Source organism: Curtobacterium sp. B18 (assembly GCF_000333375.1).
Lineage (GTDB): Bacteria > Actinomycetota > Actinomycetes > Actinomycetales > Microbacteriaceae > Curtobacterium.
The window spans coordinates 1-5,968 of sequence record NZ_BACZ01000708.1; the positions used below are offsets into that span (position 1 = coordinate 1).

At 72.0% G+C, this 5,968-nt stretch carries 7 protein-coding genes; 5 read left to right on the top strand and 2 right to left on the bottom strand.

What is annotated here, in order from left to right:
• From mltG to aroB, 4 genes are all read left to right on the top strand, one after another.
• Nucleotides 1-1,408: endolytic transglycosylase MltG (gene mltG / locus I5E_RS22180; protein ID WP_022908377.1), on the top strand; the 1,408-nt coding region annotated here is incomplete at its 5' end.
• 45 nt (nucleotides 1,409-1,453) lie between these two features.
• On the top strand, nucleotides 1,454-2,674 hold the full coding sequence (gene aroC, locus I5E_RS18970; protein WP_022908378.1) for a chorismate synthase: 1,221 nt from the start codon (nucleotides 1,454-1,456) through the stop codon (nucleotides 2,672-2,674).
• The gene (locus I5E_RS22185) at nucleotides 2,671-3,258 is read left to right on the top strand and encodes a shikimate kinase (RefSeq protein WP_022908379.1); all 588 of its coding nucleotides are present in this window, start codon (nucleotides 2,671-2,673) and stop codon (nucleotides 3,256-3,258) included. The genes aroC and I5E_RS22185 overlap by 4 nt, the downstream gene beginning before the upstream one ends.
• Nucleotides 3,259-3,278: 20 nt before the next feature.
• A complete protein-coding gene (gene aroB, locus I5E_RS18980) occupies nucleotides 3,279-4,361 on the top strand; it encodes a 3-dehydroquinate synthase (RefSeq protein ID WP_031263199.1) in 1,083 nt (360 codons plus the stop codon).
• 1 nt (nucleotide 4,362) lies between these two features.
• Here the strand turns inward: aroB and I5E_RS18985 are convergent, their stop codons facing one another.
• Both I5E_RS18985 and I5E_RS24900 read right to left on the bottom strand, forming a co-directional pair.
• Entirely contained in the window at nucleotides 4,363-4,557 is a 195-nt protein-coding gene (locus I5E_RS18985; RefSeq protein WP_022908381.1) for a hypothetical protein, read from the bottom strand.
• A complete protein-coding gene (locus tag I5E_RS24900) occupies nucleotides 4,557-4,856 on the bottom strand; it encodes a hypothetical protein (RefSeq protein WP_148287054.1) in 300 nt (99 codons plus the stop codon). Before I5E_RS24900 ends, I5E_RS18985 begins: the two co-directional genes overlap by 1 nt.
• A 122-nt stretch (nucleotides 4,857-4,978) precedes the next feature.
• Between I5E_RS24900 and I5E_RS18995 the strand changes: the two genes are divergently transcribed.
• On the top strand, nucleotides 4,979-5,968 hold a 990-nt coding region (locus I5E_RS18995; protein ID WP_022908383.1), incomplete at its 3' end, for an ABC1 kinase family protein.

A 5,968-nucleotide genomic window follows, 5' to 3' on the forward strand; every position in this document is an offset into this window, starting at 1 on the left:
CCCGGCCAGCACCGACGCGGCCGGCCCGAGCACCGACCGTCCCGACCTCGGCCGAGCCGACGTCGACCGTCGCGCCGCCGCGGCGGACGCCCCGGTGGCGTCCTCACCCGACGAACTGCACCCGGACGTGCACGCCCTCCTCACCGGGGAGCTCCGTGTCGACGACGACCAGCGCGCCGCGGCGCGCGGGGGCTCGGCTGGCGGTGCGGCCGCCGCTGCGGGCGCCGGTGGACCTGACCAGACCGGCCACGGCCCCGGAGGCGCGGGAGACGGCGGTCGCGGCGGTCGCGGTGGACGCGGGGGCGCCTCCAGGCCGCCACGCGGCCCGCGTGAACCGCGTCCGAAGCGGCGTCGCGGCCCGCTGATCGCGGGCATCGTCATCGTCGCGGTGGTCCTCGCCGTCGGGGTGTCGGCCTACGCGTTCGCGGCCCCGAAGATCCAGCAGGTGGTCGCGGCGATCAGCGGCTCCCAGGAGCCCGACGACTACTCCGGCGACGGCACCAGCAAGGTGACGATCACCATCAAGCAGGGCGACATCGGCGAGAACGTCGCCGCGACCCTGCAGCGCAGCGGGGTCGTGAAGGACTCGAAGGTCTTCTACAAGCTGCTGCTCGCGTCCCCGGACGTCCAGTTCCAGCCGGGTTCGTACTCGCTCAAGAAGAAGATGAGCTCGAAGGCGGCACTCGCGGCCCTGCAGGACAAGGACAACCGGGTCCAGGCCTCGATCGTGATCCCCGAGGGCACGGCGCTCAAGGACATCGAGGCCGGCATGGTCTCGAAGGCGGGGCTCTCCGCCGCCGAGGTCTCCGCCGCAGCGAAGGACCTCAGCGCCTACGACCTGCCGTCGAACGTGACCACGCTCGAGGGGTGGCTGTTCCCGGCGACCTACCCGATCAACCCCGGGTGGACCGCCACGCAGTACTTCAAGTCGATGGTCGACACCATGAAGGAGCACCTGTCGGCGGCCGGCGTGGCCGAGGCCGACCAGGAGCACGTCATCGTCTTCGCCTCGCTCGTGCAGAAGGAAGCAGGCCTCGCGGCCGACTACCCCAAGGTCGCGCGGGTCTTCCAGAACCGGCTCGACATCGACATGCCGCTGCAGTCGGACGCGACGGTCGCCTACGGCACGGGGAACACCCACCGGGTGACGACCACCGACGCCGAACGGAAGGACGCGTCGAACAGGTACAACACCTACGTGCACGACGGCCTGCCGCCGGCGCCGATCTCGAACCCGGGCGACATCGCGATCAAGGCCGTCACGAACATGGCGCAGGGCAAGTGGCTGTACTTCGTGACGGTGAACCTCGAGACCGGCGAGACGGTGTTCTCGGACACGTACGCCCAGCACCTCGTCGCCGTGGACCAGTTCCAGGCGTGGCTCCGGGCGCACCCCGACTACCAGTAGCCCGGGGGCGTCGCACGGCACCCGGGCTGTGGGAAGATGGACACCATGCTTCGTTGGTTGACTGCTGGTGAGTCCCACGGACCCGAACTGATCGCGATGCTCGAGGGCCTGCCCGCGGGTGTCCCGGTGTCGTTCGAGTCCATCCGTACCGATCTCGCGCGTCGCAAGCTCGGCTACGGCCGCGGCTCCCGCATGAAGTTCGAGCAGGACGAACTGCACGTCTCCGGTGGTGTCCGTCACGGGTACTCGCTCGGCAGCCCGATCGCGATCCGCATCGGCAACACCGAGTGGCCGAAGTGGGTCGAGGTCATGAACCCCGAGCCCGTCGAGCAGACCGACGCCTCCCGCGGTCGCAGCGCCCCGCTGACCCGACCGCGTCCCGGCCACGCCGACCTCGTCGGCATGCAGAAGTACGGCTTCGACGAGGCCCGCCCGATCCTCGAGCGCGCGAGTGCGCGCGAGACGGCCGCGCGCGTCGCCCTCGGTGCCGTGGCCAAGTCCTTCCTCGCCGAGCTCGGCATCCGCTCGGTCGCGCACACGCTGCAGGTCGGGACGGTCCGGGTCCCGGACGGCACCGCGCTGCCGATGCCCGACGACGTCGACCGCCTCGACGACGACCAGTTGCGCTGCTTCGACGCCGAGACCTCGGCCCGCATGGTCACCGAGGTCGAGGCCGCGAAGAAGGACGGCGACACCCTCGGCGGTGTCGTCGAGGTCCTGTTCTACGGCGTCCCGCCGGGGCTCGGTTCGCACGTGCAGTGGGACCGTCGCCTCGACGCCCGCCTCGCCGCGGCGATCATGGGCATCCAGGCCATCAAGGGCGTCGAGGTCGGCGACGGCTTCGCGACCGCTGCCCGCCGCGGGTCCGAGGCGCACGACGAGCTCTTCCGCGAGGACGGCGAGATCTACCGGACGTCCGACCGCGCCGGCGGCACCGAGGGCGGCATGTCCACGGGCACCGTCCTGCGTGTCCGTGCCGGCATGAAGCCGATCGCGACGGTCCCGCACGCGCTGCACACCATCGACGTCGCCACGGGTGAGGACGCCTCGGCGCACCACCAGCGGTCCGACGTGTGCGCGGTCCCCGCGGCCGGCGTCGTCGCCGAGGCCATGGTGGCGCTCGTCCTCGCCGACGCCGTCCTCGAGAAGTTCGGCGGCGACAACGTCGTCGAGACGAAGCGGAACCTCGAGGCGTACCTGGCGTCGATCCCGGAGACGCTGCGCACCCGCAGCACCGAGGCCGCCGAGCACACGCCGGCCTGGTGACGCACACACCCGAGCCGGCGGCGGGTTCGCCGTCGGCCGGTTCCGCGGCACCGGTCGTCATCATCGGACCGATGGGCGCCGGCAAGTCGAGCGTCGGCAAGCGCGTGGCGAAGGCCCTCGGTGTGCCGTTCACCGACACCGACCGGGCGATCGTCCGCGAGCACGGCCCGATCCCCGGGATCTTCGCGGACCGCGGCGAGCCGGCGTTCCGCGCGCTCGAGGCCGAGGCCGTGCGGGCGGCCGTCGCGCGCGGTGGCGTGATCGCCGTCGGTGGCGGCGCGGTGACGCACGTCGACACGCGCGAGGCCATGGTCGGCGCGCGCATCGTCCTCCTGACCGTCTCGCCCGAGGCGGTCGCCGACCGGATCGCCGGCAGTGACCGCCCGCTGCTGGCCGACGGCGGCATCGACGCCTGGCAGACCATCATGGACGCGCGAGCGGCGACCTACGCCGAACTCGCGCACGCGGTGTTCGACACCTCACGGCGGCCCATGTCGCACGTCGTCGACGACGTCGTCGCCTGGCTGCGGGACGGACACCGGCCGTCCACCACCGGCACCCCCACGAGCGAAGGAACAGCGTGACCGAGACGACCCAGTCCGTCCTGCCCGACGGAACCACCGAGATCCGCGTCGGCGGCGAGGACGGCTACGTCGTCGCCGTCGGCAACGGCCTGCTCGGTTCGGTCCCGGCACTCCTCGGTCCCCGCGTCGCCAAGGTCCTCATCGTGCACGCGCCGACGCTGGGCGCCCGGGCGAACGCGCTCCGGGACCTGCTCGTCGACGCCGGCCTCGAGGCGCTCATCGCCGAGGTCCCCGACGCCGAGGGCGCCAAGCGCGTCGAGGTCGCCGCGTTCTGCTGGCAGATCATGGGGCAGTCGGACTTCACCCGCACCGACGCCGTGATCGGCCTGGGCGGCGGCGCCGTGACCGACCTCGCCGGGTTCGTCGCGGCGACCTGGCTGCGCGGGGTCCCGTACATCGCGATCCCCACGAGCGTGCTCGGGATGGTCGACGCCAGCGTCGGCGGCAAGACCGGCATCAACACGAACGAGGGCAAGAACCTCGTCGGCGCCTTCTTCGCACCCCGCGCGGTCGTCGCCGACATCGACCTCGTCGCCACCCTGCCCCGCAACGAGATCCTCACCGGCTTCGCCGAGATCGTGAAGGCCGGGTTCATCGCCGTGCCGGAGATCCTCGACGTCATCGAGGCCGACGTCGCCCGCGTCACCGACCCGACCACGCCCGAGTTCCGCCGCGTCGTGGAACTCGCGATCGCGCTGAAGGCACAGGTCGTCTCGGACGACTTCACCGAGCAGGGCCGCCGCGAGATCCTGAACTACGGCCACACCCTCGGGCACGCGATCGAGCACGCCGAGCGGTACCAGTGGCGGCACGGCGCGGCCGTCGCGGTCGGCATGGTGTTCGCCGCCGAGCTGGCGCGCCTCACCGGGCACCTCGACGACGCCACGGTCGACCGGCACCGCGCGATCCTCGAGTCCCTCGAACTGCCCACGACGTACGGCATCGGCCGCTGGGAGGGGCTGCTCGCCACGATGCGTCGTGACAAGAAGGCCCGCGCCGGCATGCTCCGCTTCATCATCCTCGACGCCGTCGGCAAGCCCCTCACGCTCGAGGGACCCGAGGACCACCTGCTCTTCACCGCCTACCAGGAGGTCGGGGTCTAGCTCAGCGGAGGACGCGTCGGGTCCGTCGCCACCACCACTTCACCCGCATCGACACGGTGACGACGCCGGTCCGTTCGACCTCGTACCACTCCGCCAGGGTGGCGCCGTCGACCCACGCGTCGAGGATCGCGTCGTCCTCGTCGGTGCCGTCGAGCTTGAACTGGGGTGCGTCGGGCAGTGGACGGAAGAGCGGCATCAGTCGGCCTCCGGTTCTCGATCGCGAACGTGCTCGAACCCGTGCCGCCGGAGTGCCCGTCGAGCGAGGTTCCGGTCGGGTTTCGGCGCCCACGGTACTTTCATCAGACGCTCGAGCACAGTTCTCGAAATGTCGTACTCCGACTGCGTCTCGGCGCGACGGATCGCCCAGGTCAGCCGCCGCCAGGCATGGTCGCGATCGGCTGTCCGGCGGTTCTGGAACGCGCCGAACCAGCTGACGACGGCGGCCGCGATCGCCGCGCCCGCGGCGATGAGCGCCGTGGCGAGTGCTGTCTCCATGACCGCAGCCTGATGCAGTGGAGGCGAGGGGACGGCTGGCATCGGCCGACCTGTGGAGGGCGAGCCGCGCCTCCGGGCTGTGGAGGACCGACCACGCAGGACGGGGGAGCAGACTGGGACCCGTGCCCACCCCGCCACGCCTGAGCGACCTGTCCACACCGGACGCCACCGATGCCGGGACCGTCCGGTCCCGTGCCCGCCGGTTCACCGAACTGCTCTCGATCGCCCGCCGACACGGACTCGTGCCCTTCCGTCGGCTCGACTTCTCGCACGACCCGGCGACGTCCGACCTGCGCCGCAGCCAGGCCGAGCACCTCCGCCGCGCGCTCGAGGAGGCCGGTGGCGGCTTCGTGAAGATGGGACAGCTCCTGTCGACGCGTGACGACCTGTTGCCCGAGGAGTGGACCGAGGGCCTCGCGCACCTGCAGCGGAACGTGAGCCCGGCTCCCGCGGACGAGGTCACGGCGTTGCTCGAGCGCGAGCTGGGCGCACCCGTCGACCAGGTCTTCGCGGCGTTCGACCCGGTCCCGGTCGCCGCCGCGTCCATCGCGCAGGTGCACCGGGCACGTCTCGCGGACGGCACGAGCGTGGCCGTGAAGGTGCAGCGGCCCGGCATCGACCGCGCCGTGCGCCGGGACGTCGACATCGCGCTCCGCGTCGTGCGCTTCATGGCCCGCTGGTCGACCGAGGCGCGCCAGGTCGGCGTGCAGGACGTCGCCCAGCAGTACGCCGACGACCTCGTGCGCCAGGTCGACTTCAGCTCGGAGCTCCGGAACCTCGAGGCGCTGCGAGCCGCCCAGCGCCGGAGCGCACGCCCCGACGAGGTGCGGTTCCCCGACCCGTACCCGGAGCTCTCCGGTCGCCGCGTGCTCGTGATGGAGTACCTCGAGGGGGACACCCTCAGCGCCATCCGTGCCGAGCGCAGCGACCGCGACCTCGACGAGCCGATGCGGGCGATCCTCCGGGCGTTCCTGCGACAGGTCGTCTTCGACGGGATCTACCACGGTGACCTGCACCCGGGGAACGTCCTGCTGCTGCCCGACGGCCGCCCCGCCCTGATCGACTTCGGGTCGGTGGGACGGCTCGATCCCGGCCTGCGCGACGTCGGCAGA

Excerpts from the sequence above, each read along its gene's own strand:
- aroC (WP_022908378.1), top strand. The coding sequence starts at position 1,454 with ATGCTTCGTTGGTTGACTGCTGGTGAGTCCCACGGACCCGAACTGATC.
- I5E_RS24900 (WP_148287054.1), bottom strand. The coding sequence starts at position 4,856 with ATGGAGACAGCACTCGCCACGGCGCTCATCGCCGCGGGCGCGGCGATC.
- I5E_RS18985 (WP_022908381.1), bottom strand. The coding sequence starts at position 4,557 with ATGCCGCTCTTCCGTCCACTGCCCGACGCACCCCAGTTCAAGCTCGAC.